Source organism: Paraburkholderia madseniana (genome assembly GCF_009690905.1).
In the GTDB taxonomy this organism is placed as follows: domain Bacteria; phylum Pseudomonadota; class Gammaproteobacteria; order Burkholderiales; family Burkholderiaceae; genus Paraburkholderia; species Paraburkholderia madseniana.
Genome location: NZ_VOSW01000301.1, coordinates 1 through 763, shown reverse-complemented (window position 1 = coordinate 763; position 763 = coordinate 1). Strand labels below are relative to the sequence as shown.

The window sequence follows — 763 nt, the reverse complement described above, 5'->3', positions numbered from 1 at the left end:
CCATACCGGACCGGCGAGCTGCGTGTACGATAGGACCAGTTGACTTATGAGTCTCAGGAGACACCATGAAAGCGGTGTGCCCGCTGCACGGGCCAACGACCATCATCCGCACGAACGCGCACGGGTTTCCGGTGTATAAGTGCTGCTGCGACGACGTGCCCTACGTAATGCCCCCGGACGCATGTACGAGGGCGCCGACACAACGCGGATCTGAGCCTCGACAGCAACCCCAACAACCGAAATCGAAGCAGGAATGACACTGACGATCAGTCTGTTGCCGGTGTGCTGAGTCGCAGCTATTGGCACGTGGGCGGTATTACGGCCCACCTTCGCGAATCGTCAGAGCATTCTTCACGGACGTAACGCCAGAAACGCCTTTCGCTATCGAGGCCGCCTTGTCGATCAGTGCCGGATCGGTGACGCTTCCAGCTAGCGTTACTGCACCACCTTTTACGAGTACATTGATGCCCGTGGTATCGACACCGCCCTTCGAAAGCGCCTGAACCACTTTTCTGCTTAATGCCCGATTCGCCTTTCTGACGGCGGATTTCGACGTCCCTTGCGTTGTCGCCGATATGGCAGACGATTCGCTTTCCTGTGCCCACGCATTGACGGAAGTGACAACAATCAATACAGCACCAGCGAGCTTGAGTGTTCTGATTGCGTTCATTGGCTGCTCCAGTATCAATCACCTAACGGAAGACCCTCTCCAGGATCCCGACGTACCGCCGCTTTACATGCATTCACGCACATGGGTAGCGGT

At 56.7% G+C, this 763-nt stretch carries 1 protein-coding gene; it reads right to left on the bottom strand.

What is annotated here, in order from left to right; all coding sequences use genetic code 11:
* Positions 1-316 precede the first annotated feature (316 nt).
* Positions 317-670, bottom strand: coding sequence for a BON domain-containing protein (locus FSO04_RS45910; RefSeq protein WP_154568028.1), 354 nt, complete (start codon positions 668-670; stop codon positions 317-319).
* Positions 671-763 lie beyond the last annotated feature (93 nt).

What these genes read in the sequence shown, in the direction of transcription:
- FSO04_RS45910 (WP_154568028.1), bottom strand. Translation starts at nt 670, where the DNA reads ATGAACGCAATCAGAACACTCAAGCTCGCTGGTGCTGTATTGATTGTT.